This window comes from Arcobacter arenosus, from assembly GCF_005771535.1.
Taxonomy (GTDB): Bacteria; Campylobacterota; Campylobacteria; order Campylobacterales; family Arcobacteraceae; genus Halarcobacter; species Halarcobacter arenosus.
Map to the genome: position 1 here is coordinate 183950 of NZ_VANU01000004.1, position 26617 is coordinate 210566.

At 28.2% G+C, this 26617-nt stretch carries 34 protein-coding genes; 15 read left to right on the forward strand and 19 right to left on the reverse strand.

Features of this window, described 5'->3' with window-relative positions; all coding sequences use genetic code 11:
• Window positions 1–18: 18 nt before the first annotated feature.
• The 8 genes from FDK22_RS10090 to FDK22_RS10125 all read left to right on the forward strand — a co-directional run bounded on the left by FDK22_RS10090 (window position 19) and on the right by FDK22_RS10125 (window position 7136).
• Window positions 19–1332, forward strand: coding sequence for a M16 family metallopeptidase (locus FDK22_RS10090; RefSeq protein WP_338078798.1), 1314 nt, complete (start codon window positions 19–21; stop codon window positions 1330–1332).
• 41 nt (window positions 1333–1373) lie between these two features.
• Window positions 1374–2261: a 4-hydroxy-tetrahydrodipicolinate synthase gene (gene dapA / locus FDK22_RS10095; RefSeq protein WP_138152839.1), complete on the forward strand. Its 888-nt coding sequence runs from the start codon at window positions 1374–1376 to the stop codon at window positions 2259–2261.
• Window positions 2261–3040, forward strand: coding sequence for an enoyl-ACP reductase (locus tag FDK22_RS10100; protein WP_138152840.1), 780 nt, complete (start codon window positions 2261–2263; stop codon window positions 3038–3040). Before dapA ends, FDK22_RS10100 begins: the two co-directional genes overlap by 1 nt.
• Complete coding sequence (gene pgsA, locus FDK22_RS10105) at window positions 3040–3582, forward strand: CDP-diacylglycerol--glycerol-3-phosphate 3-phosphatidyltransferase (RefSeq protein WP_138152841.1); 543 nt, start codon at window positions 3040–3042, stop codon at window positions 3580–3582. Before FDK22_RS10100 ends, pgsA begins: the two co-directional genes overlap by 1 nt.
• A 9-nt stretch (window positions 3583–3591) precedes the next feature.
• Window positions 3592–4644: an RIP metalloprotease RseP gene (gene rseP / locus FDK22_RS10110; RefSeq protein ID WP_138152842.1), complete on the forward strand. Its 1053-nt coding sequence runs from the start codon at window positions 3592–3594 to the stop codon at window positions 4642–4644.
• A gap of 3 nt (window positions 4645–4647) precedes the next feature.
• Entirely contained in the window at window positions 4648–5325 is a 678-nt protein-coding gene (locus FDK22_RS10115) for a YggS family pyridoxal phosphate-dependent enzyme (RefSeq protein WP_138152843.1), read from the forward strand.
• A 69-nt stretch (window positions 5326–5394) separates the two neighbouring features.
• Window positions 5395–6894, forward strand: a complete 1500-nt coding sequence (locus tag FDK22_RS10120) for a hypothetical protein (RefSeq protein WP_138152844.1) — start codon at window positions 5395–5397, stop codon at window positions 6892–6894.
• Window positions 6894–7136 carry a hypothetical protein gene (locus tag FDK22_RS10125; RefSeq protein ID WP_138152845.1) on the forward strand — a complete coding sequence of 81 codons (243 nt, stop codon included), beginning with the start codon at window positions 6894–6896 and terminating at the stop codon, window positions 7134–7136. The genes FDK22_RS10120 and FDK22_RS10125 overlap by 1 nt, the downstream gene beginning before the upstream one ends.
• On the opposite strand, the gene trpC is transcribed toward FDK22_RS10125, so the two are convergent.
• From trpC to FDK22_RS10145, 4 genes are read right to left on the reverse strand one after another with little or no spacing between them, the layout of a single operon-like run.
• Window positions 7133–7927, reverse strand: coding sequence for an indole-3-glycerol phosphate synthase TrpC (gene trpC, locus FDK22_RS10130; protein WP_138152846.1), 795 nt, complete (start codon window positions 7925–7927; stop codon window positions 7133–7135). The genes FDK22_RS10125 and trpC overlap by 4 nt on opposite strands.
• Window positions 7924–9192, reverse strand: a complete 1269-nt coding sequence (locus FDK22_RS10135) for a tetratricopeptide repeat protein (RefSeq protein ID WP_138152847.1) — start codon at window positions 9190–9192, stop codon at window positions 7924–7926. The genes trpC and FDK22_RS10135 overlap by 4 nt, the downstream gene beginning before the upstream one ends.
• Window positions 9193–9209: 17 nt before the next feature.
• Complete coding sequence (locus FDK22_RS10140; protein ID WP_138152848.1) at window positions 9210–9590, reverse strand: YkgJ family cysteine cluster protein; 381 nt, start codon at window positions 9588–9590, stop codon at window positions 9210–9212.
• Entirely contained in the window at window positions 9587–10297 is a 711-nt protein-coding gene (locus tag FDK22_RS10145; protein ID WP_138152849.1) for a tRNA1(Val) (adenine(37)-N6)-methyltransferase, read from the reverse strand. The genes FDK22_RS10140 and FDK22_RS10145 overlap by 4 nt, the downstream gene beginning before the upstream one ends.
• A gap of 276 nt (window positions 10298–10573) precedes the next feature.
• Between FDK22_RS10145 and FDK22_RS10150 the strand changes: the two genes are divergently transcribed.
• From FDK22_RS10150 to FDK22_RS10165, 4 genes are read left to right on the forward strand one after another with little or no spacing between them, the layout of a single operon-like run.
• Window positions 10574–10897, forward strand: a complete 324-nt coding sequence (locus FDK22_RS10150; protein WP_138152850.1) for a 4Fe-4S binding protein — start codon at window positions 10574–10576, stop codon at window positions 10895–10897.
• Window positions 10898–12028, forward strand: a complete 1131-nt coding sequence (locus FDK22_RS10155; RefSeq protein WP_138152851.1) for a 2-oxoglutarate synthase subunit alpha — start codon at window positions 10898–10900, stop codon at window positions 12026–12028.
• A gap of 1 nt (window position 12029) precedes the next feature.
• On the forward strand, window positions 12030–12863 hold the full coding sequence (locus FDK22_RS10160) for a 2-oxoglutarate ferredoxin oxidoreductase subunit beta (protein ID WP_138152852.1): 834 nt from the start codon (window positions 12030–12032) through the stop codon (window positions 12861–12863).
• Window positions 12864–12872: 9 nt separating this feature from the next.
• Complete coding sequence (locus FDK22_RS10165; protein ID WP_138152853.1) at window positions 12873–13430, forward strand: 2-oxoacid:acceptor oxidoreductase family protein; 558 nt, start codon at window positions 12873–12875, stop codon at window positions 13428–13430.
• A 22-nt stretch (window positions 13431–13452) separates the two neighbouring features.
• Here the strand turns inward: FDK22_RS10165 and FDK22_RS10170 are convergent, their stop codons facing one another.
• Genes FDK22_RS10170 through rpe form a run of 4 tightly spaced genes read right to left on the reverse strand, consistent with a single transcriptional unit; the run spans window position 13453 to window position 16064 of the window.
• Window positions 13453–13995, reverse strand: coding sequence for an HD domain-containing protein (locus FDK22_RS10170; protein WP_138152854.1), 543 nt, complete (start codon window positions 13993–13995; stop codon window positions 13453–13455).
• Complete coding sequence (locus FDK22_RS10175) at window positions 13995–14813, reverse strand: 3'-5' exonuclease (RefSeq protein WP_138152855.1); 819 nt, start codon at window positions 14811–14813, stop codon at window positions 13995–13997. Before FDK22_RS10175 ends, FDK22_RS10170 begins: the two co-directional genes overlap by 1 nt.
• 4 nt (window positions 14814–14817) lie before the next feature.
• On the reverse strand, window positions 14818–15408 hold the full coding sequence (locus FDK22_RS10180) for a phosphoribosylanthranilate isomerase (RefSeq protein ID WP_138152856.1): 591 nt from the start codon (window positions 15406–15408) through the stop codon (window positions 14818–14820).
• A 14-nt stretch (window positions 15409–15422) separates the two neighbouring features.
• Complete coding sequence (gene rpe, locus FDK22_RS10185; protein ID WP_138152857.1) at window positions 15423–16064, reverse strand: ribulose-phosphate 3-epimerase; 642 nt, start codon at window positions 16062–16064, stop codon at window positions 15423–15425.
• A gap of 94 nt (window positions 16065–16158) precedes the next feature.
• On the opposite strand from rpe, the gene FDK22_RS10190 reads away from it, so the two are divergent.
• Window positions 16159–17145, forward strand: coding sequence for a phospholipase A (locus tag FDK22_RS10190; RefSeq protein WP_171012969.1), 987 nt, complete (start codon window positions 16159–16161; stop codon window positions 17143–17145).
• Between the two features lie 19 nt (window positions 17146–17164).
• Here FDK22_RS10190 and FDK22_RS10195 read toward each other — a convergent pair whose 3' ends face one another.
• The gene (locus tag FDK22_RS10195; protein WP_138152858.1) at window positions 17165–17737 is read right to left on the reverse strand and encodes an NUDIX hydrolase; all 573 of its coding nucleotides are present in this window, start codon (window positions 17735–17737) and stop codon (window positions 17165–17167) included.
• Window positions 17738–17826: 89 nt separating this feature from the next.
• Here FDK22_RS10195 and FDK22_RS10200 point away from each other — a divergent pair, with 89 nt between their 5' ends.
• Window positions 17827–18432 (forward strand): hypothetical protein, encoded by a 606-nt coding sequence (locus tag FDK22_RS10200; protein WP_138152859.1) that lies wholly within the window; start codon window positions 17827–17829, stop codon window positions 18430–18432.
• Here the strand turns inward: FDK22_RS10200 and FDK22_RS10205 are convergent.
• The 5 genes from FDK22_RS10205 to FDK22_RS10225 form a co-directional block, all read right to left on the reverse strand.
• Window positions 18429–19595, reverse strand: coding sequence for a sensor histidine kinase (locus FDK22_RS10205; protein ID WP_138152860.1), 1167 nt, complete (start codon window positions 19593–19595; stop codon window positions 18429–18431). The two genes, FDK22_RS10200 and FDK22_RS10205, sit on opposite strands and share 4 nt — an antisense overlap.
• Complete coding sequence (locus tag FDK22_RS10210) at window positions 19588–20247, reverse strand: response regulator transcription factor (RefSeq protein ID WP_138152861.1); 660 nt, start codon at window positions 20245–20247, stop codon at window positions 19588–19590. The genes FDK22_RS10205 and FDK22_RS10210 overlap by 8 nt, the downstream gene beginning before the upstream one ends.
• A gap of 64 nt (window positions 20248–20311) precedes the next feature.
• Entirely contained in the window at window positions 20312–20812 is a 501-nt protein-coding gene (locus FDK22_RS10215) for a YajQ family cyclic di-GMP-binding protein (RefSeq protein WP_138152862.1), read from the reverse strand.
• Between the two features lie 51 nt (window positions 20813–20863).
• On the reverse strand, window positions 20864–21649 hold the full coding sequence (locus tag FDK22_RS10220) for a hypothetical protein (RefSeq protein ID WP_138152863.1): 786 nt from the start codon (window positions 21647–21649) through the stop codon (window positions 20864–20866).
• 59 nt (window positions 21650–21708) lie between these two features.
• Entirely contained in the window at window positions 21709–22959 is a 1251-nt protein-coding gene (locus FDK22_RS10225) for a uracil-xanthine permease family protein (RefSeq protein ID WP_138152864.1), read from the reverse strand.
• A 154-nt stretch (window positions 22960–23113) separates the two neighbouring features.
• Here FDK22_RS10225 and upp point away from each other — a divergent pair, with 154 nt between their 5' ends.
• On the forward strand, window positions 23114–23734 hold the full coding sequence (upp, locus tag FDK22_RS10230; RefSeq protein WP_138152865.1) for a uracil phosphoribosyltransferase: 621 nt from the start codon (window positions 23114–23116) through the stop codon (window positions 23732–23734).
• Here upp and FDK22_RS10235 read toward each other — a convergent pair.
• From FDK22_RS10235 to FDK22_RS10255, 5 genes are all read right to left on the reverse strand, one after another.
• Window positions 23731–24492: a Rossmann-fold NAD(P)-binding domain-containing protein gene (locus FDK22_RS10235; RefSeq protein WP_138152866.1), complete on the reverse strand. Its 762-nt coding sequence runs from the start codon at window positions 24490–24492 to the stop codon at window positions 23731–23733. The two genes, upp and FDK22_RS10235, sit on opposite strands and share 4 nt — an antisense overlap.
• Window positions 24492–25295, reverse strand: a complete 804-nt coding sequence (locus FDK22_RS10240; protein ID WP_138152867.1) for an ion transporter — start codon at window positions 25293–25295, stop codon at window positions 24492–24494. Before FDK22_RS10240 ends, FDK22_RS10235 begins: the two co-directional genes overlap by 1 nt.
• Window positions 25296–25300: 5 nt before the next feature.
• A complete protein-coding gene (locus FDK22_RS10245; RefSeq protein WP_138152868.1) occupies window positions 25301–25687 on the reverse strand; it encodes a DUF423 domain-containing protein in 387 nt (128 codons plus the stop codon).
• A gap of 79 nt (window positions 25688–25766) precedes the next feature.
• The gene (locus tag FDK22_RS10250) at window positions 25767–26030 is read right to left on the reverse strand and encodes a hypothetical protein (RefSeq protein WP_138152869.1); all 264 of its coding nucleotides are present in this window, start codon (window positions 26028–26030) and stop codon (window positions 25767–25769) included.
• Between the two features lie 128 nt (window positions 26031–26158).
• Window positions 26159–26608, reverse strand: a complete 450-nt coding sequence (locus tag FDK22_RS10255; RefSeq protein WP_138152870.1) for a phosphoribosyltransferase — start codon at window positions 26606–26608, stop codon at window positions 26159–26161.
• Window positions 26609–26617: the final 9 nt, after the last annotated feature.

Genomic DNA, 26617 nt, shown 5'->3' on the forward strand with positions numbered 1-26617 from the left:
TTTAAATAAGGAACATTCATGAAAAAAAATTTACTTTTAATTATGTTCTTTTTATTTTTCGTAGGAGAATCGATGGGTCAAAATTTACCTAAATTTTATACTAAAACATTAAATAATGGTTTACAAATTGTTGCCATTCCAATGGACAACGGTTCAAATGTTGTTTCTACAAATATTTTTTATAATGTTGGTAGTAGAAATGAGATTATGGGTAAATCGGGTATTGCCCATATGCTTGAGCATTTAAATTTTAAATCAACAAAAAATTTAAATGCTGGAGAATTTGATGAAATTGTAAAAGGTTTTGGTGGAGTTAATAATGCTTCAACATCTTTTGATTACACAAAATACTACATCAAATCTAGTTCAAAAAATATGGACAAATCTTTAGAGTTATTTGCTGAATTGATGCAAAACCTTACTTTAAAAGATGAAGAGTTTCAACCTGAACGAGATGTTGTAACGGAAGAAAGAAGATGGAGAACAGATAACAACCCAATGGGATATTTACAATATAGATTATTTAATAATGCATATTTATACCATCCATATCATTGGACTCCTATTGGATTTATGAATGATATTAGAAATTGGACAATTGAAGATATAAAAGATTTCCATTCAACTTATTATCAACCGAAAAATGCTGTCGTAGTAGTTGCTGGTGATATCACAAAAGAGGATGTTTTTTCTTCTACTGAAAAGTATTTTAAAGATATTAAAAATGAAAAAGAACTTCCTGAAAAAATCCATACAATTGAGCCAAAACAAGATGGGGAAAAAGAGATTACAATCTATAAAGATTCTCAAGTTGAAATGTTAGCAATGGCTTTTCATATTCCAAATTATGAGCATGAAGATCAAGTTGCATTATCTGCATTAAGTGAATTACTAAGTTCAGGAAAGAGTTCATACTTACAAAAAATTCTTGTTGATGAAAAAAGAATGGTAAATTCAGTGTATGCTTATAATCTTGAGCTTACAGACCCAGGACTTTTTATGTTTATGGCTGTATGTAATGAAGGGGTGAAAGCAAAGGATGTAAAAAAAGAGATTAACAAAATTATAAAAAATATTAAAGATGGAAAGATTGATAAAAAAGAGATTAACAAAATCAAGATTAATACAAAAGCTGATTTTATTTTCTCATTAGAAAGTTCAAGTTCTGTAGCATCTTTATATGGAAGTTATTTTGTTAGGGGAAATACAAAACCTTTATTTGATTATGAAAAGAATATTGAAGAGTTAAAAAAAGGTGATATTGTTAAAGTTGCAAAGAAATATTTAACAAAAGAAAATTCAACAACATTAATTTTAAAAAACAATAAATAATAAATTTAATAAGTAAAAGTTTGAAAGGGAGAAGATAGTATATGAATATTATTACCGGTGCAATGACTGCACTAATAACGCCATTTAAAGATGGCAAAGTAGATTTAGAAAAATATGAATCATTAATTAAAAGACAAATAGACCAAGGTATCCATGCAGTTGTTCCAGTTGGGACTACTGGAGAGAGTGCAACTTTATCTCACACAGAACATAAACAATGTATTGATGTTGCTGTTCAAACTTGTAAGGGAACAAATGTAAAAGTAATTGCAGGAGCTGGTTCAAACGCAACACATGAAGCTTGTGATATTGCAAAACATGCACAAGATGTAGGGGCTGATGGTCTTTTATCAGTAACACCATATTATAACAAGCCAACACAAGAAGGTTTATACCAACACTATAAAGCTATTGCACAATCTGTTGAGATTCCATTTATGCTTTATAATGTACCAGGAAGAACTGGGGTTGATTTAGAAGCAGAAACTGCAATTAGATTATTTGATGATGTAAAAAATATCTATGCAATTAAAGAAGCAACAGGAAGTTTAGAAAGATCTATATCTTTACTTTCTCAAAGAGAAGATTTTGTAGTTGTATCAGGGGACGATGCAATTGATTTTCCAATGCTTGCTAATGGTGCAAAAGGTATTATTTCTGTAACTGCAAATATTTTACCTAACTTAAAATCACAATTAGTAAATAATGTGTTTGAAGGTAATTATGATGTTGCTAGAAAAATCAATAATGATTTATATCCATTAAACTCTGTATTATTCTGTGAAAGTAATCCTATTCCAATTAAAGCAGCAATGTATATTGCAGGTTTACTAGACACTTTAGAGTTTAGATTACCATTAACTGCTCCAAGTGCAGAAACTATGAAAAAACTTGAAGAAACTTTAAAAAATTATGAGGTAATAAAATAATGAGTAACGAAATGAAGGGGAAGACACTAGTAGTAACTGGTGGAACAAAAGGTATTGGTAAAGAGTGTGTTTATAAATTTGCTTCAAATGGAGTAAATGTAGCGTTTACTTATAACTCAAATGCACAAATTGCAGAAGATATTTGTAAAGATGTTGAAGAGAAATTTGGTGTAAAATGTAAATGTTATCCATACAATATCTTAGAGCCAGAAACTGCAAAAGATTTATTTTTAGAAATCGACAAAGATTTTGATAGAATAGATTTCTTTATTTCAAATGCTATGATTTATGGAAGAGCTGTTGTTGGTGGATATGGTAAATTTATGAAATTAAAACCTAGAGGATTAAACAATATCTATACTGCAACAGTTAATGCTTTTGTTTGTGGTGCACAACAAGCTGCAAAAAGAATGGAAAAAGTTGGTGGTGGTTCAATTGTATCACTTTCATCTACTGGTAACTTAGTTTATATTGAAAACTATTCAGGACATGGGACAAATAAAGCTGCTGTTGAAGCTATGGTAAGATACGCTGCTACTGAATTAGGTTCTATGGGAATTAGAGTAAATGCAGTTTCAGGTGGACCTATTGATACTGATGCATTAAAAGCATTTACAAACTATGAAGAAGTTAAACAAAAAACTGCTGAATATTCTCCATTAAATAGAATTGGTCAACCAGAAGATTTAGCGCAGTCATGTTACTTCTTATGTACATCTGATGCTTCATGGATTACTGGACATACTTTAATTGTTGATGGCGGGACAACATTTAAATAATGACTAAATCATTAAACCTTCCAAATACCCTAGCACTTTTTAGAATAGCATTAGCCCCGCTAATGCTATGGTTTTTAGTTGATAGAGATTCTACTATTTTTGCAAACTTTCATTCCTCTTGGCTTGATTATTTTGCTGGACTTATTTTTGTAATAGCTTCTGTTACTGATTTTTTTGATGGATATATAGCAAGAGCTTGGAATCAAATGACAAAATTAGGTGGAATATTAGACCCACTTGCTGATAAAATGTTAATGCTTGCAGGCTTTTTAGGTCTTATGGTAATTGATAGAGCAAGTGCTTGGGCTGTATTTTTAATACTTTCAAGGGAATTTTTTATTACAGGACTTAGAGTTGTTGCAGTTGCAGAGGGGAAGAGTGTAGCTTCAACAATGGCAGGAAAAGTAAAAACTGTAGTACAAATGATTGCAATTGGTTTTTTAATTATGAACTGGCCATTTGCTACTGAACTTCTATGGCTGGCTGTGGTTTTAACAATCTACTCTGGATATGAATATACAAGAGACTATTTCAAAATATAAAGGTATATTGTGGGAACTATAACATTTTTATTAGTACTTTCTTTTTTAGTATTTTTTCATGAATTGGGACATTTTTTAGCTGCAAGATTTTTTGGAGTAAAAGTTCATGTTTTCTCTATTGGTTTTGGAAAAAGAATTTTTTCAAAAGAATGGAAAGGTACAACTTGGCAATTTGCATTAATACCACTTGGTGGATATGTAAAAATGAAAGGTCAAGATGACACTAAACCAGGTTTACAAGAAGAAGGAAACGATTCATATAACAACAAAACACCTTGGCAAAGAATAGTAATACTTTTTGCAGGTCCTTTTGCAAACTTTTTACTTGCAGCTATTCTTTACTTTGTAATAGCTTTAGGTGGAGCAAACTCTTTAAGTCCAACTATTGGGAAGGTTCAAGAAAACTCACCTGCAATGAGAGCGGGAATTAAAGAGGGAGATATAATTGTTAGAATCAATAATATTGAGATTAAAACATGGGATCAAATAGGAAAAACTATTATCTCTTCTCAAGGTGCCCTTAAATTTTTTATTGAAAGGGATGGACAGATTATTGCAAAAACAATAAATCCTCATATCTCTGATGCACAAAATATTTTTAGAGAAACTATTAAAAAAAGAATGATTGGTATATCTCCTGCACCAAAACTTGTAACAATATACCATGATCCAATCTCTGCAATATCTTATGCATATGATAAAACTATTGAATCATCAAAAATGATTTTTCAAGGTGTACAAAAACTAATACAAGGTATTGTGCCTACTTCTGAGGTTGGTGGAGTTATTACAATAGGAAAAGTTATATCTGATGCAAGTGAATCAAGTATAATTGCCCTACTTGCAATTACAGCATTAATCTCTGTAAATCTTGGAGTTTTAAATCTACTTCCAATTCCAGCCCTTGATGGTGGACATATAATGTTTAATTTATATGAAATTATTGCAAAAAGAAAACCAAGTGACCAAGTATTTATGTATTTAACTATTGCAGGATGGGTTATATTAGCTTCATTGATGTTACTTGGAATTTATAACGATATAAATAGATTATTAGGATAATAAATGGATAATAAAAAAGCAGTTGAAAACCTTGATAAAGTTATTTCAAAAGTTGAAGCAGCAAGACTAAGAGTATCAGAACACCATATCGTAAAAATTGTTGGTATTTCTAAATATTCAAGTTCCCAAGATGTTAAATTCTTATATGAAGCTGGACAAAGAGCTTTTGGAGAAAATAAAGTTCAAGATTTAAAACAAAAAAGTGCCGAACTAGAAGACTTACCTTTAGAATGGCATTTTGTTGGAAGATTACAGAAAAATAAAATCAATAATTTAATTGATTTAAACCCAACATTAATCCAATCACTTGATTCTTTAGAATTAGCAGAGGAATTAAATAAAAAACTAGAGGCAAAAAATAAGAAAATTTCTTGCCTTTTACAAATTAATTCAGCAAAAGAGGAATCAAAAGCTGGTGTTATGCCAGAAGATGCCATTGAAATTTATAAAAAAATACTTGAAACATGCCCAAATATTAGATTAAAAGGTGTAATGAGTATTGGTGCTCATGTTGAAGATAGAGAAACTATTAAAAACTCTTTTAAAATCACTAAAGAGATTTTTGACTCTTTAAAGGTTTATGGAGCTAAATATTGTTCAATGGGTATGAGTAATGATTTTGAACTTGCAATTTCATGTGGTTCAAATATGATTAGAGTTGGTTCTAGTTTATTTAAATAAGTATATTTATTATTTAGATTTTTACAGTAAATTTTCTATATAATATAACAATTCAAAAAAAGGTTTTATTTGAATAGTATAAAAGAAATTGAAAAATGGCTAAATAAACACGAAATTACAAACTATACAATTTTTTCCAATTTAAATATTACAGTTGATGGTAATGTTAATCTTAGAAATAAACTAGATGAAGATGTGCTTCCTGTTAAATTTGAAAAAATTACAGGATATTTTGATATAGCTGAAAATAATCTAATCTCCCTTGAAGGCTGTCCACAAATTGTTTTAAAAGATTTTGATTGTTCTAGTAATAATCTTAGATCACTATTTGGAGCACCCCATAGTGTTTTAGATTTTGATTGCTCAAATAATCAACTAACTTCACTATCTTATGCGCCAAAAGAAGTTGATGGGTTTTTCAATTGTTCAAATAACTTATTAACATCCATTGAAGGGACACCTAGACATATCCAAGGTTATTTCAAGTGTTCAAACAATAAATTAGTCTCTTTAAAAGGAGCTCCAAAACAAATAAAAGATTATTTTGATTGTTCAAATAACAATATCTCATCATTAAAAGATGGACCAATGAGTGTTGGACAAGATTATATTTGTCACTTAAATGAACTAAGAAGTTTAGACGATATAGCAGATGATATTGGATGGGATGTAATAACTGATATAAATCTTAATAATATAGACTCAAGTGTTTTTGACGAAGAAAATAAATATTGGAAATATAAGGGTAGTGAAGTTATTAAACACATTTACAAACCTGTTGTAGTGTTTGAAACAAAAGAAGATATTACTAAATGGCTACACTCAAATAGTATTAAAGATTTTAAGATTCTAGATGATAATTCTGTAGATGTAACTGGAGATGTAAGATTATCAGGGGCACTTGAAAATTTTCAAAAATTACCAATAAATTTCCATGAAGTAAAAGGAAACTTTGATATTAGCGATAATGTATTAACATCTTTAGAAGGAAGTCCAAAAAAAGTTCATGGTGATTTTTTAGCCCATAAAAATGAATTAACTTCTTTAAAAGGTGGCCCTAAAGAGGTTTCTAAAAACTTTGTTGTATTAAAAAACAACATAACTTCACTTCAATTCTCCCCTTCAATCGTTGGAGAAGATTATATTTGTTCAAATAATCCAATTAAATCATTAGAAGGTATTGTAGATGTTGGTGGTTCAATCTTTACAAGTTTATATATATCTTCTTTAAAATCAAAAGAGTTTAACTTTCACTCAATAAAAACTTATAAATATGAAGGAAGTTTAGTTATAAACTATTTAGAAAAAGAGTATGTTACATTAACTGAAGAGGAAAAAATCTATAATAAAACTAGAGATAATCTAGAAAAAGTTGTAAAAAGAATGATAAGAGATAAATCATTAAAGCCTGAAATGATTAATGATAACTTTTTAAAAAATTTAACAAAATACAATCTATTAAACCTTAAAAAACAAGTTTTAGAAATAAAATCTCCAAAAGAGAAAAATAATAAAAAAGAGCTAAGTGAAGCTGAGATTTTAGAATCAGTTTTTAATAAGGAGATTTAATGAAAATTTCTAAAAATTTTAATAGATATGATTCAACAATATCACCAAATTATGATGTTCAAAGAAATTCAAAAACTAACAATGTTAGTACTATAAAAAGTTTTTTAGAAGCTTTTAGAATAGATTTAAGTGCAAGAGCTCGTGCAAGTAGTGAAATAAATGATCCATCAATTAAATTTCCTACTTACAACGAAGATGTTTTACAATATAATCAAAATTTAAAGTTAATCTATAAACCTTAACTATCTAAAGAGTTTTTAAATTTTTTTAGTTCATCTTCAATTGAAGGAACTCTCATAAAATGTTCTCCAATTAAAAATGCGTCTGCACCAATTGAACTTAAGTTTTTTATAATTTCTGTATTACTTACACCACTTTCAGCAACTATAATTTTTCCATTTGGAATCATTGGGATTAGTTTTTCACAAAGTGTCATATCCATTTCCATTGTTTCAAGATTTCTATGATTTATACCAATAATATGTGCTCCACATTTCATTGCCTTAGTTAAATCTTCTTTATCATGAACTTCAACTAAAACTTCAAGTCCTAAGTGTAGTGCATACTCATATAACTCTTTTAAATCTTTAGTGCTTAAACTTTTCGCAATAAGTAAAATAAAATCTGCACCATAAACTAAAGCTTCAACAATTTGATACTTATCTAAAATAAAATCTTTTCTTAAAAGTGGAGTTGGGACATATCTTCTAATTTGCGTAAGGTACTCTAAATCACCTTTAAACCAATGGGGTTCAGTTAAAACTGAAATTGCATTAGCACCATTATTTGAATACTCTTGTGCAATTAACAATGGATCAAAATCCTCTTTTATTATACCCTTACTAGGACTAGCTTTTTTTACCTCAGCAATAATTCTAATTGGTTCTTCTTTTGTCGAAGTTAAGTAAGGTTTTACATCCCTTGGCGCAAATGGATTTGCACTTAAACTTCTACCTAGTAAATCTAAAGGCATATCCTTTTTTCTTTTTTCAACATCCTCTAACGTTTTTTTATTAATTTCATCTAAAATCACTTACTACACTCCTTAATTTTTTCCCAATGTAATTTTATTTCTTTGTCATCTAATCCAGCACTATCTACAACTTTTTTCATATTTTCATAGGCTTTTTTACAATCTTTTAATTTATATTGACCCCAAGCTAGAGAATCAATATATGCTAAATTATGAGGTGCTTTTTCCAATGCTTTTTTTACTAAAGATAAACCTTTTTTAACATCAATATCAAAATCTATTAGAATATATCCTAAATAGTTTTGATATACATGATTATCTAAAACAACCAATACATCTTCAAATTTTTTAATAACACTAGCTAAAACATCTTTTTTGTTTTCTGTCATCTCAAACTCAATCATCGCAATTTGAGCTAAATAATCTATGTTTGAGCTTTCTTTATATAATTTATTAGCTAAATCATAAGCTTTTTTATAATTATTAGAACTTCTATATAGATTCAATAATTTTTCATTATCCGCAGTACTTTCTTCTAGAAATTTTATTGCTTCATTGATATCTTTTTTCTCTAAATAATACATCAATAGCTTATAAACCCTATCTAAAGATAGATTATTTTCTAGATTTTTTGCTTTGTTATATGTATTTTTTAGAACTCTTATTATCCCGTCAATATTTTTTTCTTCTTGATAAAAAGTTAATAATCTAGAGCAAACTTCTTCTTGACATCCATGCATTTGGGTATGAGCTTCTAAAAGATTTATTGCTTCTTTTTTTTCATCTAAATATATATACATTACATTTACTAAAGAAAGAAGATATCTTGGGTTTAAATCTTTTTTATAAAGTTGTTCAAAAAGCTTTGTCGCTTCAGTATATTGCTCTTTTTGAATATATATATTTCCTAACAATTCATAATTTCTATCAATCTCTTCAAGTTTTAAAAGTTCTCTTGTTTCAACTAATGCTTTATCTAAATTAGCCATTTGCATTAAAGATAAAATATAAATCTTTTTTATTTCAAGCTTTTTATCTTCTATATTTTTAATATTTGAATCTACTATTGATAAAATATCATCATAGCTTTTTAAAGCAAATGAGATTTTGATATATTCTAATAGATATTCATCATTTGAAGTATTTTCATATAGCCTTTTATATAGCTCCCTTGCTTCTTCTTTTTGCCCTTGTCTATCAAATTCTAAAGCAAACATAATATATTTGTCTTCATGTTCAAAGGCTTTGTATTTAAACTTTTTTTTCATTAAGTTTTCAGAATATGGCTGTGGAGGATTAACTTTTTCACATCCAGTAATAAACAAAAAGAAAAATAATACTACTAAAATACTTTTATAGCTGGACACTCTTTTATTACCTCTTCTTTATGATTTTTAAAATAATCCCAAAAGGGGAAAGTTCGACATTGAATCGGCCTTGCTTCATAAATAGAACATTGTTTTTTCTCTAAATTGAAAAAAATACATGCATAATTATCACTTGAGAGTTTTATCTCTTTTATACTGTACTTATACCCTCTTTTTTCTAAAAACCTAAATCTTAATTCTTCTAATGAAATATCTAAATGATTACTTAAGTTTTCTATCTCTTGTTTATTAATCCAAATATTTCCACTTTCACCTATACAACAATTACCTTCACAAGTATCACAACCTTGTGGGTCAAAACCAAAATCAAATCCTTCTTTTTTTATTATATTCATATCTCTACTTTTATACTATGTGTTGATGATTTTTTATAAATCTCTTTTACTTCATCTGTAAAGTCATCATTTTCAAATACAATCAAAGGACTTAAAACTTTAAGTAATGACTTAGAATTTTTTCTTGCATACACTAAAACTAAAGTAGCATCTTTGCCTTGTTTTGGATGGACAAATTGTAATGATTCTATATTTAACTTTACTTCATTTAGGATTTCAATTATTTCATTTAACTGTTTTGCATCGTAACAAAAGAAAAACTTTCCATTTGATTTTAATATCTTTGAAGTTTTTCTAACAAACTCTTTTAAAGGAAACTTATCATTATATCTAGCTACTTTGATATTTTCATTTTCACTTTTGATTACATTTCCATGATAAAAAGGTGGATTAGATACACACATATCAAACTGTTTTTCAAAATCCATTTTTAAAAATGAACCCTTAAACATAGTTGTATCAATCTTATTACATTGTGAATTTTTTAATGAAAACTCTTGAAAACTTTTTTGTATTTCACATTGATTAAGATTTAATTTTTCATACTCCCTTGCAACTAATAAACCTAAAATTCCACTTCCGCTTCCAATATCTAAAAGCTCTCCATTTATGTTTTTAAATTTAGCAAGATTTTGTGTTATAAAATTATATAAAAAATGTGTGTCACTATTATAGCAATAACCATTACTTGGTTGATATAATACCAAAAACCTACCTCCAAAAAAATTATAAGATTATATCCAATTTAATATTAATAAAAATTTCTATTAGTCACGATTACTTCACGTTGATTTTGTAAACTTCCTAATTAATTTTTCAAATAAATTTACTTAAGTTCATGTTTCATTATGAAACAAACATCTTTTGAATAATTTATTTTCATAAGATTAAATTAACTTTATTTATTAGTTTTAGTTAGTATAATTAAATTGTATTTGAGATTAAAGTGTTAATTTCAAACAAAAATTTACAAGGGGAAAACAATGGCAATTAAAGAAGCTCCACTTAATACTCCAGTATGGGTAGATGAAACAAGATGTAAAGCGTGTGATGTTTGTGTTTCAGTATGTCCTGCAGGTGTATTAGCTATGAAGCAAGAGCCTACTTCTACACTTGGTGCAATGGTTTCAATCATTGCAAAAGACTCATGTATTGGTTGTATGGACTGTGAATTATCATGTCCTGATTTTGCAATTTATGTTGCAGATAAAAAAGAGTTTAAATTTGCAAAACTAACAGAAGATGCAAAATTAAGAGGTGAAGCAATCAAAAAGAATAACTATAGAGTTTTAAGTGAAGGGGCATAAATGGCAAGGGAATTAATTTCAACAGGTAATGACTTAGCTGCAATTGCAGCAGTTGATGCAGGATGCGAATTTTTTGCAGGATATCCAATCACACCATCATCTGAAGTTATGCATACAATTTCAGATCTTTTACCAAAACAAGGTTGTGCAGCAATCCAAATGGAAGATGAGATTGCAGGAGTATGTGCTGCTTTGGGTGCTGCTATGTCAGGGAAAAGATCATTAACAGCAACTAGTGGTCCAGGAATCTCTTTAAAGGCTGAGAATATTGGTCTTGGATATATTGCAGAAGTTCCATTAGTAATTATAAATGTAATGAGAGGTGGACCATCAACAGGACTTCCTACAAGGGTTCAACAAGGTGATGTTCTTCAAGCAAAGGCACCAACACATGGAGACTATAAATCAATTACACTTTGTGCTGGAAACTTAGAAGAGTGTTATACTGAAACTGTAAGAGCCTTCAATCTAGCAGATAGATTTATGCAACCTGTATTTGTACTTTTAGATGAAACTATTGGTCATATGTCAGGTAAAGCTGTACTTCCTGATTTAGAAGAAGTAAAAGCAGGAATAAAACCAAGAAGAGTTTTTGAAGGTGATCCAAAAGAATATAAACCATATGAAGTTCCACAAGATGAACCTGCAATTTTAAATCCTATGTTTCAAGGGTATAGATATCATTTTACTGGTTTACACCATGATGCAAATGGACACCCAACAGAAGATGCAAAAAAATGTGAAGATTTAATCGAGCGATTATTTAATAAAGTTGAAGCTCATGTAGATGAGATTGACTCATATGAAGAGTATAAACTTGATGATGCAGATATTATGATTATAGCTTATGGTTCAGTTTCTCTTTCAGTTAGAGAAGCTATTAATAGACTTAGAGAAGAAGGTATTAAGGTTGGGATGTTTAGACCAATTACTCTTTGGCCAAGTCCTGAGGCAAAAATTGAAGAACTTTGTAAAAAGTATGATAAGGTATTAGTTACTGAACTTAATATGGGTCAATATATTCAAGAGATTGAAAGAGCAAGTGGAAGAAAAGATTTCCATAAACTTTTTAAAGCAAATGGTAGGCCAATAGCTCCACTTGAAATTATAGAAAAAATAAAAGGGATGTAAGATGGCTTTTAATTATGACGAATATTTAAGAACAAACAAAATGCCAACATTATGGTGTTGGGGTTGTGGTGATGGTGTTATATTAAAAGCACTAATTAGAGCAATTGATAAACTAGGATGGAACATGGATGATGTTTGTGTTGTATCTGGAATTGGTTGTTCTGGAAGATTTTCATCTTATATAAATTGTAACACTGTACATACAACTCATGGTAGAACAATTGCCTATGCTACTGGTATTAAATTAGCAAATCCAGATAAGCATGTAATTTGTGTTACAGGTGATGGTGATGGATTAGCAATTGGTGGGAATCACACAATTCATGGTTGTAGAAGAAATATAGATATTAATCACATTGTGATTAATAATTTTATATATGGTCTTACAAACTCTCAAACAAGTCCAACAACTCCTCAAGGGATGTGGACAGTAACTGCCAAAAGAGGAAATATAGATCCAACATTTAATGCTTGTGATTTAGCAATTGGTGCAGGGGCAACATTTGTTGCAAGGGAAACAATGTTAGACCCTAAAAAACTTGAAAAGGTTTTTATAAAAGGTTTAGAACACAATGGTTATTCATTTTTTGATGTATTTTCAAACTGCCACGTTAACTTAGGTAGAAAAAATAAAATGAACTCTGCAATGGCAAATTTAGAATGGATTGATTCAATCACTATGGCAAAAACAAAATTTGACAAACTTGAAGATGAACAAAAAGAGGGACTATTTCCAACAGGAATATTAAAACAAGATAGTTCTAAAGCTGAATATACAGATTCATATAAAAAAGTTCAAGAAGCGCATCAAAACAAAACAATGGTTCAATTATAGGAGTAAATCATGGCTAGAACATTAATGAGATTTACAGGAGTTGGAGGACAAGGAGTTCTTCTTGCAGGTGCAATTTTTGCAGCAGCAAAAATTAAATCGGGTGGTTATGGATTAAAAACTGCAACTTATACCTCACAAGTTAGAGGTGGCCCAACAGTAGTTGACATAACATTAGAAGATGACCCAATTTTATACCCATATGCAAATGATGGTGAAATTGATTTTATGTTATCAGTTGCACAAGTTTCATATGACCAATTTAAAAATGGTGTTAAACCAGGTGGAACTATAGTTGTTGAACCAAATTTAGTTACTCCAACTGAAGAAGATAGAAAAAAATGGAATATTTATGAGATTCCTATTATCACAATTGCTAAAGAAGAAGTTGGAAATGTTATTACTCAATCAGTTCTTGCCTTATCAATTGCAAATTTGATGACAGGAAATATTGTAGATAATGAAACACTAAGAGAAACAATGCTTTCTAAAGTTCCTCCTAAAGTTCATGAGTTAAACAACAAAGCTTTTGATTTAGGATTAAAATACGCTAAAGAAGCAATAGCATAAATAATTAGCTCTTTTGAGCTAATTATTTGATATAAACGATATAGTTATTAATCTTTTCTTCTAATCTTTTTGAAAGATGTAAATTAGAATTTTTTAAACAAGATAAAATAAATTTAGCCTCTTTATGATAATTAAATATTTTTTCTCCATCCCAATGTTCTGGTGGTTTTTGCATATTTGTAATTCTATCTGCTAATTTAACCATTTGAATCTCATAACCTTGAGTTAATAGTTTATTAATACTATCTTCCATTTGTTCTTTTTTTGTTGGAAGCGTTTTATCTTTTGTTAAAGCATCAACTCCCTCAGCAACTTCTGCACCAAAGTTTGAGTATAAATCATCATAAGTTACATCAGTATCTTCAATAGTATCATGTAATAAAGCAACTGTAATTGCTAAATCAGCCTTTTTATCTTCAACTTTGCCCTCTTGGCATGCATGTATCACTTCCATAGCAACTGAAGATAAATGGGTTATATATGGCTCACCATTTGGAGTTTTTTGCTCTCCGTGAGCTTTAACAGCATATTTTAAAGCTTTTAAATATTTTTCTTGAGAAAACATTATTTATTCTCCTCTTTTTTTTCATCTCTTTTTTTACCATTGTTAACTTCCATTCTTGGCATAACAGGTTTAGCATTTTTTGAAAAATCAATCAAATCTTCAACAGTCTTTACACTATCATCTAAATATTTAAAGGATTCTTCCAAAATATATGTAGTACTTAATGCATCACTATAAGCTCTATGATGATTATCTATATCAATATTTAAATCCTCTTTTAAATATTTCAAACCATATCTATTTGCTTTTATTGTTCTTCTTGCTAAATCGATGGTACACAATTTTCTATTTTGTAATTTTCCTAAGTCATATTTTTGTAAAGATGCAGAAATAAAATTATAATCAAATTTAATATCATGGGCAACAAATACATCATCACTTAAAAAAAGTTTGAATTCCTCTAATACTTTTTTAATAGTTGGAGCATTTTCAAGCATTAAAGGCGTGATTTTTGTAACTTCTTGAATATATTCAGGGATAAACTTTTCGTAAACTAAAGTTTCATATTTATCTATTATTTCACCATTTTTGTATTTAACTGCACCAATTTCTATGATTTGATGCCCTTTTTTAACATTTCCACCATTTGTTTCAATATCAACAATACAAAAAGTTTGATTTTCTATTAAAGTTTTAGTTGTTAGTAAAATAACCTTATCATCAATAATATCTAAAGGCATCCCATTTGATAACAAAAGTTCAAACTCCAATTGGGGATTATCAAAAAATCTCTCTTTATTTTTTGATAATAAATCTAGAAACTCTTCATAATCAATAGGATTTTTTTTAAGTTTTTCTACTAACTTCTGAAAAAACATATTTTTATATTTCTTTTACAGCTTTTACAAAATTAATCATTTTAGTTTTGTCCTTCTTACCCTTAGAAACTTCAACACCAGAACTTACATCTACACCAAAGAAATTATATCCCTTTAAATCTTTTAGATTTGATTCATTAAGCCCACCAGCTAAAATCATCTTTGAACAATCTATATTATCAAACCATTCTAGGGCAACTCTTTTCCCTTCCCCACCAAAGCTTTCAACAAAGGCATCTACTAAAACATAGTTTCCTTGATTTTCAATAAGGTCTTTTTTTTCTTTTGCTCTAACAACCTTAATATATTTAAAATTCAAAATATTAAAATCTGTATAGTTGTCATCATCAATGATTTGAGCTAATTGCATTTTTGCATTTGTACAAACTTGGTTTATAAAACTACTATTTTCATTTACAAAAAGTGCAACTGTTTGAACAAAAGGTGGTAATTGTTCCACAATCTCTCTAGCTTTAAATGGATCTATATACCTTGGGCTTTTTTCGTAAAAAACAAAACCTAAAGCATCAACCCCTGCTTCAATTGCATTTAAGGCATCTTCTAAATTAGTAATTCCACAAATTTTAATTTTCATATTAGATTAAACTTTTAGATTTGTAAAGATTTAATTGCTTTTGAATAATCTTCATTTCCAAATACATAAGACCCAGCAACAACTACATCAACACCTGCATCTTTTAGTTCTTGGATATTCTTGTCATTTACTCCACCATCAACTTCAATTAAACAATTTGGATTTCTTTTATTAATTAACTCTTTTAGTTTTTTAGCTTTTTCAACAACTGATGAGATAAATTTTTGTCCACCAAAACCTGGGTTTACAGACATAAGTAAAACCATATCCAAATCTTCAAGTAGATATTCTATTGTTTCAGGAGTAGTATGTGGATTTAAAACAATTCCTGGTTTAATTCCTAAACTTCTAATTTTTTGAATAAGTCTATGTGGGTGCTTTTCACTTTCAATATGAAATGTAATATATTCTGGTTTTAAAGGAGCGAAAAGCTCAACAAAAAAAGTATTATTTTCAACCATTAAATGAACATCAAGAGGTTTTGTTGCAGCCTTTGCAACAGGATTAACCACAACAGGACCAATTGTCATATTTGGAACAAAATGTCCATCCATTACATCAACATGAATTAAATCACATCCACCATCACAGATAGCTTTTATCTCTTCAGCTAAGTTTCCAAAATCTGCTGAAAGGATTGAAGGAGCTACTAGCATATATTAACCTTTTAAATAATTTTTCGCGATTATACCTAGTTTATAGTTTTATTTTGCTTTTTTAGATACTATTTCAAAAGCAAAAGGATTCATAATGAAATTAATGATTATAATATTAACAATATTTTTTACAACATTATTAAGTGCACAAACTCTTGATCTATTATATAAAAAAGCCAAAGAGTACGAACAAAATGGTGATTTTAAAGAAGCTATGCTTGCATATAAAGAGATTGCTAACAAAGAAAGAAATATAAATAGAACTTACATAGATGAAGAGATTAAAGTTACAAATGATGTTATAACTGAAAATCTAAACCCAATTGAAAATGAGGAAACAGTTGAAACAATAGAACAAATTCTTGCTTCAAATTTCAATCTTTATCCATACCATGAAAACTACTTATTCCCAATTTCATATGACACAAGAAAAAGAAGTGATGGAAGAAACCAAATGGAAACGAAATTCCAATTAAGTGTAAAAAAACCAATCATCAGTAACTTTTTTGGTTTTAATGAAACTGTTTACTTTGGATATACCCACACTTCATGGTGGCAATTATATAATGAATCAGCTCCTTTTAGAGAAACAAACTATAGACCTGAAATATTTGTAAATATCCCTTATATTAGTTCAGATAAAACAGCATTAAAGGGGTTTAAATTTGGATTTTTACATGAATCTAATGGACAAGATGAACCTAAATCAAGATCTTGGAATAGATTATATTTAGAAAGCTACTTTCAACTTGGAAATTTATTTGCTATTCCAAAGGTTTGGTATAGAATTCCTGAAAAAGAGATAGATGATGATAATCCAGATATTCAAGATTACTTAGGTTATGGAGACTTAACCTTGGTTTATCCATATAAAAGACACACTTTTAAATTACTTCTTAGAAATAATATGAAATTTGATGATGATAACAAAGGGTTTACCCAACTTGATTGGACTTTCCCATTTTTTGGTTCTAAAAACACTTTTGGTTATATCCAACTTTCAAATGGATATGGTGATAGTTTAATAGATTATGATAAAGAGATTAGTAGAATAAACTTTGGGATATCTTTATCTAGATAAAAGATATGAGCAATCAAGTTTATGATTCTCTTTTTTCCATAAACCACATAAATGAAAACATTAAACCTGGGGTTTTAGCCTTTGATTCATCAAACATAAACTCCTTGTAATCATCAATAGGTAGATACATTAATTCTATTTGCTCATCATTTATACCTCCACCATTATGCTCTTTCATTGAATCATCAACTTGTGCATAAAAAAGTGTTTGACAACCACCACTTACCCCAACATTTGTATAAAAAGAGGTAATTTTTTCAATATTTACTAAAGGAACGTTATATCCACACTCTTCATCAATCTCTTCCTTTGCAATTTCAAGTAATGATTTATCTTTATCAACAATCCCTGCACATAATTCATAGGTGCACAATTTTGATTTATCATTTAAATAAACAGGTGGCCTAAACTGTTTTACTAGAATAAATGCATTTTTTTCACTATGATATAATAAAATAGCAACGGAATCAAAACTTTTTACTGCTTCCCAATTTTTATCAATCCCATTTTGAGTATAAGAGATTTTTACAGGATGAACAAATTTAGTATCAACTAAATCACTAGTTTTAAATTTTTCAATTTTGTTATTCATAATTAACCTTTCCATTATTTTATTGATTTTTCAATAAAATAAGTTTAAATGAAATAATATACTTCTATAAATAAGAAAAGGATGTAATAATGAAACTTAAATATACAGGTCCTAAAGAGTTAATCTCTCCACATGGAGTCAGTTTTAAAAGGGGTAAAGATGATAAATATGTTTATATTCATCCTGCAATTCAAATATATAATGCAATCCATCATGATTATGAAAAAGATAAAATCTATACTTTAAATATAGAAGGAAAAAGATTAAATGATAATGAATTAACAGAAAAAATACTTCAATTAAAACCTGAATTAAAAGAGTATTTTGATGAAGAAATTGAGTCTATAAAAAACTACTTAGATAAAGAGATTGAGTCTATAAATGGCTTAAATGAATTTACAGAAGATGAAAAGAAAATCTATAAAAACAATCTTATTATTATGAAAAACTATCGAATTCAAAGAGCTTTTAATAAAACTGTTTATACTAAACTAATAGAAATAATAGTTGATGATATATTTATTCATAAATTAAAAGAGATAAATGCCCCTTTTAATGAAAGATTTTGGCATATTTTCCAAACAATTCAAGGGGAATTATCAAACCACAATCATAGATCTATTGGTTCAAAATTAGATATTCTTCATGATGATGATTATCTAAGTATATCTCTAAAAATAAACTCTATTGGCTAACAATTAAGTTTACTAAAATCGATTTTGAAGGTAGAACCTTCATCGATTTTTGATTCTAGACTTAATTTTAGGTTATAATCTTTACAAATTCTTTTTACAATATCAAGGCCTATACCAAAACCACCTTCATTGTTTACACCCCTTTTATATCGTTTAAAAATCTCTTCTTGATCTTTTTTTGATATTCCTATTCCAAAATCTTGTACACTTAAAACAGAATTTTTTACACTTACATTTACAATAGAGTTTGGATTACTATATTTAATAGAGTTGGAAATTAGATTATTTACTATTTTTTGAGCCTTTGTTTTGTCCATTTTGATTAAACATTGTTCAACATCAGAATTTATCTTTATATTTTTAGTTATTGAAATATCATTAAAATACTCGACACTTTCATTAACTAAACTTGCTAAATTGAAGTTTTCAATATGACTTTCATCTATACTTGAAAAAGCTGAGAAATGAATATCATTGTATATTTGAGAGATTTGTTTAGAACTACTTAAAATATACTTCAACATCTTTTCACTATTTTTTCCTTTTTTTAACATACTAACTGATGTCATAAGAACAGAAATTGGAGTATTTAATTCATGGGCAGAATCTTTAATAAAATTATCTAGTTGTACAACTTTTTCCCTAACTGGTTTAAGTAATATTCTTGCAAGAAAAAACGCAATAAATCCTACAAATACTGCACTTAGAAAAAATGCAATGATAATATAAATTTTTAAATTTTCTTTACTTTGAACCCCTTGAGTCGTCTGAGTAACAATATATTTTATTGGTATATCTTTCTCATTTAAACTCTCCATATAAAAATGGTATTTGTCTTTTCCATAAAAATCTTCATTAAACTCTACTAGTTTTTCCTCTTGTAAATATGAATAAATTGGAGATTTATCTTTATCAAAAATTGCATAATTTATATTATTTTTCTCTAACTTTTTTGGTACAAAATTTTTATGATGCATATGGGCATTTAAAATATCATTTTTGATTTGCATTGATGCATTTTTAAGTTCCATCGTACAACTTGCTTCAAGTGATTGAACTTCATTTTTATAATATACAGATAATAAAATACCTATTAATAAAAGTGCTGATCCCACATAAATAGTAAGAAAACTCAATAAAGCTTTTTTTTCATTATTATTCAAATTTGTATCCTATTCCTCTTATTGTTTGAATTCTTTCTTTCCCAAGAATCTCCCTTAAGTTTTTAATATAAACTCTTATTGTTGCATCAGTTGGCATCTCATCATAAGCCCAAATATTTTGTAATAACTCATCGGAAGAGATAACTCTATTTTTATGATTAAAAAAATATTTTAGAATATCCCTTTCTTTTAAAGCAATTTTTTTTGTTTTATCTTTTATCTTAATTACACAAGTATTAGGTAAAAAAGTTATATCATCAGATATTTTAAATTCACTACTTTGTTCAATCATAAAATTTTTACAAAGTTTCATTATTCTTTGGTCTAATTCTTCTAAATCAAAAGGCTTTTTAATATAATCATCAACTCCATTTTCAAAAGATTCTTTTAGATGCTTTATATCTTGATAAGCAGTTAATATAATTATAGGAGTATTGTTATTGTAATCTTCTCTAAGGGTTTTTAAAACCTCTAATCCACTCATTAATGGAGTATTTATATCTAATAAAGCTAAATCATATACATCGTCAAGTAAGTTTTCTAAAGCTTCTTGTCCATTTGTACATAAAGTAACATCAAAATTTTTGTCAGTAAGGTGTTCATTTAATAAATCATTTAATGCAAAATCATCTTCTAATAGTAGTATTTTCAAAATTTATCCTTATTAAAAATACTACGATTATACTCTAGTTTTGTTTATGGAGTGTGTATTGAATTTACTTGAAATTATCAAATACTAAAGGAGACTTAAATTCTAAAGATTTAAGATGTTTCATTATTGTTTGTAAATCATCAATATTTTTTCCAGTAACTCTTATCTCATCACCTTGGTTTACAGCTTTTACTTTTAATTTTAAATTTTTAATTTCAACTTGAATCTTTTTTGCTTCATCTTGTTTAATTGAATCAATTATTGAATATGAATATTTTCTATTTCCTCCTGAACTGTCCTCTTTTTTTGCTTCATCTAAAGAGTTAATAGATAAACCTCTTTTATTCATTTTAGAAATTAAAATATCATATATTGCATCTACTTTATTATCACTTGAAGAGATAATTGTTAGTGTTTTTGCCCCTTGATTAAAATCAATTTCAGCTTTTAAACCTTTAAAATCATATCTATTATCAACCTCTTTTTGTGCTTGAATTACTGCATTTTTCATCTCTTGCATATCAAGTTTTGCTGAAATATCAAAGCTGTGTTCTTTTGCTGCCATATCTGCTCCTTAATTTTTTTTTATTATAGAAAATTTATTATACAAGGATAATTAAATCCATTTTAAAATTTTGAAAAGTTTTGTTTGAATTACCATATATAACAATGAAGCACAAAAAGCTAATAAAGTACCATACAAAATACCTATCTTTGAATATGTCATATAAACAACCAAAGAGTATATAACCACAGAACTTAAACCAAATGGTGTATTTTTTATAATAGTTCTTGCTTGTAAATTACTATGCCTAAAATGTATTATCAATAATAAAGGCAATAAAATAGTAGGAAAAGCAGAAAAAATACCAGCAATATTTGGTGGAACTACTTTTGGTAAATTTGAAACTATCAAAAAGATAATAATGGTTAGAATAGATCTAAATAACAAATCACTAATTGTAATTTTATCCCTTTTTACTGTTGGGAAATTCTCTTTTTTTGCAAAATAAATTGAAGCTATATACATCAAAGCAATCACTACAAAAGGAGTAAAAACTATATGTGGAGGGATAAAAGATATAACTAATGCAATAAATATATAAGAGATAAAAGAGACTAAAAGACTTAAAAATATCTCAAATTTTCCCTTATAAAAGGTGCTAATATAATAACCAATACAAAATGACAAGGCTGCAAAAAGCCCATGAATATTATACAATGCAACATGGGTTACATAATCAACACCATTTTCAATAGCAAAAAAAAGTAAGGTTATAGAGCTTCCTACTGGAAGTCCAGATAAAACACCTGAAATTTTTGGGCTTAATTTTTCTGCTATGAAACTAAGTGTTAAAACTAAAGCCACAACTGAGATTGACTTTATAATTAAAAGTTCCATTAGGTTTTCCTAAAAATATATAAATAAAAGATATTAGGAAGTGTTAAACACTTCCTATATTAAAGAATATGGTCTTCTTTTCTTGGTTGTGGTAAGACAAGATTTAAGATAATACCTGTAATTGCTCCAAGACCAATTCCAGAGAAAGGAACTCCACCAAAATTAAATGTCATTCCTCCAATTGAGAATACTAAAATCATAGAAACAATAATTAAGTTTCTTGGACAATTAAAATCTACATTTGCTCTAGTTAAAGTTGAGATACCAACAGAGGCAATAATACCAAATAAAAGTAACATGATACCACCCATTACAGGAACTGGTATTGTTGCTAATAATCCACCTAATTTACCTACAAAGGCTAAAACAATTGCCATAATTGCTGCCCATGTCATAATTGCAGGATTAAATGCTTTAGTAACAGTAACAGCTCCTGTAACTTCAGAATAAGTTGTATTTGGTGGTCCACCAAATAATGAAGCTACAGATGTAGCAAGTCCGTCACCTAAAAGAGTGTTTTTTAAACCTGGTTTTTTTAGATAGTCTTGTTTTGTAACATTTGAAATAGCTAACATATCTCCAATATGTTCAATTGCTGGTGCAATTGCAATAGGAAGAATAAATAAAATCGCTTGCCAGTTAAATTCTGGAGTGGTAAAACTTGGCATTGCAAACCATGCAGCATCAGAAACAGCTTTAAAATCAACTAAGCCAAGAAATAAAGCAACAATATAACCAGCAACTATTCCACCTAAAATTGGAACTAATCTAAATATACCTTTCCCTAATAAAGAGATAAACATTGTTGCAAATAATGCCACCATAGATACAATAATTGCCTTTTCAAATGGAACTAATACAATTGCTCCATCACCTGTTTTTCCCATAGCCATATTAACAGCAACAGGAGAAAGGATTAAACCAATTGAGATAATTACAGGACCAACTACAATAGCAGGTAAAAGTTTATGAATAAACCCATCACCCTTAGCTCTAATTATAAAACTAAGAACTACATAAAGTAGACCAGCTGCAACTAAACCTGACATGGTTGCAGCAATACCCCAAGTTTGAACACCATGTGAAATAGGTGCAATAAAAGCAAATGATGATGCTAAAAAAATTGGGGGAACATTTTCTTTGTTAACAAGTTGAAAAACTAAAGTACCAATACCTGCTGTAAAAAGTGCAACATTGGGGTCAAGTCCAGTTAAAATTGGTACTAAAACTAAAGCACCAAAAGCAACAAACAAGAACTGTAGACCAAGAATAGAGTCTTTGACCCTAAAATTGTAATCTGTAGGTTTCATATACGTCCTCTTTTAAGTTTAAATTTAGATATTTTATCTAAGTTTATATTAATCACGTGTAAATTAATGTGTAATTTATAAGCAATTTTTAGATAAGATTTATTAAAATAAACAAGCTACGGTTTATAAACTCCCCTAACAAAAGGCAATTATAATGTATAAAGAGAGTACAAATGTTGTTGTAAAACATTTAGTAAACAGATTAAGAGATGTAAGAACTAATTCAAATGAATTTAGACTTACAATTGAAGAGATTTCAAGAATTATTGCATCTGAAGCTTTAAGTGAATTTCCTACTATTACTACAAATATTCAAACTTGGCAAGGACCACTTGATGTTGAAGTTCTTGAGGTTCAAAAATTAGTTTTAGTTCCAATTTTAAGAGCTGGAGAACCAATGTTAACTGGTATTTTAAGAACTTTACCATATGCAAGAAGTGGATTTTTAGCTATGAAAAGAGATGAAGAAACTGCTCAAAGTAAACTTTTTTATGAAAATATCCCACCTTTAGAAGATAAAGCTGTACTTTTGCTTGACCCAATGGTTGCAACAGGTGGTTCATTAATTGATGGAATAGATTACTTAAAAGGAAAAGGTGCAAAAAAAATCATCTCATTAAATATTTTAGGAGCTCCTGAAGGTGTAAAAGCGGTTCAAGAAGCCCACCCTGATGTAGATATCTATATTGCACAAATTGATGAAAGATTAGATGAAAACAAATATATTAGACCTGGTCTTGGTGATGCAGGAGATAGAGCATTTAATACAAACTAAAGATAATCAAGAGGATTTTGGTATTTATACCTAAATCCCAATCTTTCAATTTTACTTCCATCTATAATTCTATTAGGATAATCTTTTTTATTTTCAAATATTGGTTTATCAAATCTATACTTTTTTGCATTGTGCAAATATATCTCTTTTTTTGTTGGATGAAATTTTGAACATAAATTAAAAACACCATTAATATTTTTTTCAATTACAAACTTTACTGCCTCTATTAAATCATCCCTATGAATATAATTGATTTTTGAATCTTCACAATCTAAAGTTTTTCCTGCAAAATATTTTCCAGCAACTCTATCATATCCCATAAGCCCAGAGCATCTAAATATTACATCAGTTTGTGATTTAACTAATTCTTCTGCTTTATACACTAAAGATGAATTCAACTCACTTAATATTGAATTTTCATCATAAATTCCCTCTTTATCAGGATATATTGAAGTTGAACTAATAAATATAATTTTTTGATCTTTTGATTTGATATTTGAATAAATTTTATCTAAAAAGCTAATATAGTTTTTTGATTTTCTAGGGGGAAAGTTTATAAATATATAATCTGATTCAAGTAAAGAGTCTAGGTTTTCTAAGTTTTCTTCATCAAGTAAGTAAGGGTACAATCCCTCACTTACCATAAATTTTTCTTTTTTTAAATCTCTAATAGATACTTTTACATGATAATCTTTTTTTAACTTTTTTGCTAAAGCTAAACCCAACCATCCTGTACCTAAAATAGAAAAAGTTTTCATTATTCTTTTTTCTCTTTTAACTGTTTAACTTCTTCTCTTAAACCTTTAATTTCTAAAAGTAAAACATCTAACTTTTTACTATCTTCATGCATCTCATCGTGGAAATCTGATTCTTGTATTTTTTGCATTTCACCAATAATAACAGCAACAAATAAGTTAAAAAATACAAATGCAGCAATAATTACAAAAGATACAAAATAAACCCATGCCCATGGATATACTTCCATTGCTTCATACATTACATCTGTCCAATCTTCAAAGGTTAAAACCCTAAATAGCGTAAGCATTGAAACTAAGAAATCTTTCCAAAGCCCAGATGGTAAATCATGGAAATAAAAGTTACCAACAATGGCATAAATATAAAAAATTATAAACATTAAAATTACAATATCAATAATTGAAGGGATTGCCTTAATTAGCATATCAATAATTGCTTTTAATTCAGGTCTTGCTGTAAACAATCTTAAAACCCTAAATACCCTTAACATCCTTGCAATTGCTGCAAATCCAGATTGTTCTAATGGTAAAAGTGTAATTACAACTATTACAAAATCAAAAACATTCCATCCTGATTTAAAGAAATTAATAAACTTCTTCTCAGCAACCATTTTAATAGCTATCTCAAAAACAAAATAGATTGTTACAAAAACATCAGCAAATTGTAAAAATAATGCATAATTGGTTTCAACCTCACCAATAGTTTTAAAACCTAATACAGAGGCATATGCTAAAATGATAAAAGTTGTAAGATTAGAAAACCATCTTGAGTCTCTAATCTCTTGAATTTTTTCCATTGTAGTCATTAAGTTTAATCCTTTAAAATAGATATAGCTAATAAAACCCAACCAATAATTTGTAAGGTTCCACCTATTGGAGTAATTGCGCCTAAATAAGGTGCATTTAAAATCACTAAAAGATATAATGAAAATGAAAAGATAATTGTACCAATAAAAATTAGCCAAGAGGCTACTACAGCTTTTTTAGAGTTTTCTTTTAAAAACATAACAAAAGAAGCGGCAAAAAGTCCAAGTGTATTATAAAAATGGTATTCAACACCTGTGTGGTAAGTTATTAGAAGTTTTGGTTCAACAATTGATTTTAAACCATGAGCCCCAAAAGCACCAATAGCTATTGCTAATGCCATCATAAATGAAGCAATAGTTAAAAATCGTTTTACGTTATTATTAATAATCATGTTCTTTCCCTAAATTTTTTTGGGAAGATTATCAAATATTACTTAAATAAATACTTTATTTATAAATTAAGCTATTAAATTAGTCTTTATCTTTTTTTGCAGAAAAACCTGCACCTTTTTTTTCTTTTTTTGTAAGTTCTAAATCATTGATTAATTCTTTATAATCAATTCCCTCTTGATTCATTTTAGCAAAACATGCAGCACAAGCTGCAATTGCATTTGGAACCTCTTTTTTCTTTTTATATGATTGAATATTTTTTTCACTAACTTTAATTAAAGCTGTAAATTTGGGTATTGTAAGTTCTGCATCAAGTAGTAGTTTCTTAAAATCGATAAAAGTCATTTATATTTTCCATTCTCAAAATTTCAAATATTATACAACAAATATCTTGATTTTTTTCTAATTTTACAATTGAATATATATTTTATATATAATTTATAGAAAAAGATTGGAATTTAATCCAATCTTTTTTATTTTACGTCTATTTCCCAGAAAAATTCAATCCAAGAATTAGCTTCTTTTACTGCGTAATCAGGTTGTAAAACAGCAGTTTTTTTATAGAAGATTGTTGCAAGTTTAAATTCAACCTTTGGGAATTTTTCCCTTAATATTCTAAGAATCTCTTCCATAGTTTCACCTGAGTCAACTATATCATCTATTAATAAAACTCTTTTTGCATGAGAAACATCTGGAATATTAAAAATATTGAAAGTATCTAGTTTTATTTCACCTTCATAGTGAATTGAATTAAGTGTATAAAGATTTCTCATCTCCATTGCTTCTGACATTAAATGTCCTAATGTTAGTCCACCTCTAGCAATTGCTAATAAAATATCAGGTTCAAACTCTTCACATTTTTTTACAAGAAGTTTTGTATCTTTTACACACTCTTCATAGCTATAGTAATACTTTTCAGCCAATTTAGTCCT

Bases quoted from the DNA above. Each gene is read 5' to 3' on its own strand.
- FDK22_RS10235 (WP_138152866.1), bottom strand. From the start codon at position 24,492: ATGAAAACTTTTTCTATTTTAGGTACAGGATGGTTGGGTTTAGCTTTA.
- FDK22_RS10225 (WP_138152864.1), bottom strand. From the start codon at position 22,959: ATGAAACCTACAGATTACAATTTTAGGGTCAAAGACTCTATTCTTGGT.
- FDK22_RS10245 (WP_138152868.1), bottom strand. From the start codon at position 25,687: ATGATTATTAATAATAACGTAAAACGATTTTTAACTATTGCTTCATTT.
- FDK22_RS10190 (WP_171012969.1), top strand. From the start codon at position 16,159: ATGAAATTAATGATTATAATATTAACAATATTTTTTACAACATTATTA.
- FDK22_RS10155 (WP_138152851.1), top strand. From the start codon at position 10,898: ATGGCAAGGGAATTAATTTCAACAGGTAATGACTTAGCTGCAATTGCA.
- FDK22_RS10090 (WP_338078798.1), top strand. From the start codon at position 19: ATGAAAAAAAATTTACTTTTAATTATGTTCTTTTTATTTTTCGTAGGA.
- pgsA (WP_138152841.1), top strand. From the start codon at position 3,040: ATGACTAAATCATTAAACCTTCCAAATACCCTAGCACTTTTTAGAATA.
- FDK22_RS10165 (WP_138152853.1), top strand. From the start codon at position 12,873: ATGGCTAGAACATTAATGAGATTTACAGGAGTTGGAGGACAAGGAGTT.
- FDK22_RS10215 (WP_138152862.1), bottom strand. From the start codon at position 20,812: ATGGCAGCAAAAGAACACAGCTTTGATATTTCAGCAAAACTTGATATG.
- FDK22_RS10250 (WP_138152869.1), bottom strand. From the start codon at position 26,030: ATGACTTTTATCGATTTTAAGAAACTACTACTTGATGCAGAACTTACA.
- rpe (WP_138152857.1), bottom strand. From the start codon at position 16,064: ATGCTAGTAGCTCCTTCAATCCTTTCAGCAGATTTTGGAAACTTAGCT.
- dapA (WP_138152839.1), top strand. From the start codon at position 1,374: ATGAATATTATTACCGGTGCAATGACTGCACTAATAACGCCATTTAAA.
- FDK22_RS10115 (WP_138152843.1), top strand. From the start codon at position 4,648: ATGGATAATAAAAAAGCAGTTGAAAACCTTGATAAAGTTATTTCAAAA.
- FDK22_RS10200 (WP_138152859.1), top strand. From the start codon at position 17,827: ATGAAACTTAAATATACAGGTCCTAAAGAGTTAATCTCTCCACATGGA.
- FDK22_RS10195 (WP_138152858.1), bottom strand. From the start codon at position 17,737: ATGAATAACAAAATTGAAAAATTTAAAACTAGTGATTTAGTTGATACT.
- FDK22_RS10125 (WP_138152845.1), top strand. From the start codon at position 6,894: ATGAAAATTTCTAAAAATTTTAATAGATATGATTCAACAATATCACCA.
- upp (WP_138152865.1), top strand. From the start codon at position 23,114: ATGTATAAAGAGAGTACAAATGTTGTTGTAAAACATTTAGTAAACAGA.
- FDK22_RS10175 (WP_138152855.1), bottom strand. From the start codon at position 14,813: ATGTTTTTTCAGAAGTTAGTAGAAAAACTTAAAAAAAATCCTATTGAT.
- FDK22_RS10160 (WP_138152852.1), top strand. From the start codon at position 12,030: ATGGCTTTTAATTATGACGAATATTTAAGAACAAACAAAATGCCAACA.
- FDK22_RS10100 (WP_138152840.1), top strand. From the start codon at position 2,261: ATGAGTAACGAAATGAAGGGGAAGACACTAGTAGTAACTGGTGGAACA.
- FDK22_RS10140 (WP_138152848.1), bottom strand. From the start codon at position 9,590: ATGAATATAATAAAAAAAGAAGGATTTGATTTTGGTTTTGACCCACAA.
- FDK22_RS10180 (WP_138152856.1), bottom strand. From the start codon at position 15,408: ATGAAAATTAAAATTTGTGGAATTACTAATTTAGAAGATGCCTTAAAT.
- FDK22_RS10150 (WP_138152850.1), top strand. From the start codon at position 10,574: ATGGCAATTAAAGAAGCTCCACTTAATACTCCAGTATGGGTAGATGAA.
- FDK22_RS10170 (WP_138152854.1), bottom strand. From the start codon at position 13,995: ATGTTTTCTCAAGAAAAATATTTAAAAGCTTTAAAATATGCTGTTAAA.
- FDK22_RS10220 (WP_138152863.1), bottom strand. From the start codon at position 21,649: ATGGAACTTTTAATTATAAAGTCAATCTCAGTTGTGGCTTTAGTTTTA.
- FDK22_RS10240 (WP_138152867.1), bottom strand. From the start codon at position 25,295: ATGACTACAATGGAAAAAATTCAAGAGATTAGAGACTCAAGATGGTTT.